The sequence below is a fragment of the Candidatus Skiveiella danica genome (assembly GCF_022705245.1).
GTDB classification, from domain to species: Bacteria; Pseudomonadota; Gammaproteobacteria; order Burkholderiales; family Burkholderiaceae_C; genus Skiveiella; species Skiveiella danica.
Map to the genome: position 1 here is coordinate 243 of NZ_JAKJEW010000176.1, position 314 is coordinate 556.

Annotated in this window: 1 protein-coding gene; it reads right to left on the reverse strand. The window is 68.5% G+C overall.

The genetic code is table 11. The features are described 5' to 3' along the window. The coding region (locus ACMUOY_RS20820) for a metal ABC transporter substrate-binding protein (RefSeq protein WP_413894608.1) at positions 1-284 on the reverse strand (284 nt) is incomplete at its 3' end. Between the last annotated feature and the right edge of the window lie 30 nt (positions 285-314).

Below are 314 nucleotides of genomic sequence, written 5' to 3' on the forward strand. Positions count from 1 at the left end.
TCGCCCGACACGACCGGGTCCAGCACATACATCGGCACGCCGGTTTCCCGGGACAGCAGCTTTGCCGAGAGGTCCTCATACTGCGGCTCGGCAAACAGCGCGCGCACGTGTTCCGCCCGGATTTTGTCCGCGACCTCCGCCATCTCGCGCGCCGAGGGCGCGTCGCCCGGCTCCTCCCCGATCACGGCCACCACGCGCAGGCCGAACTCCTCGGCAAAGTAGTCAAACGCCTCGTGGAAGGTGACGATCGGCTCGCCCTCAAACGACTGCAGGGCCTCGCGCATCCGCGCCTTGAGCGCGCCTAGGCGCTGCAG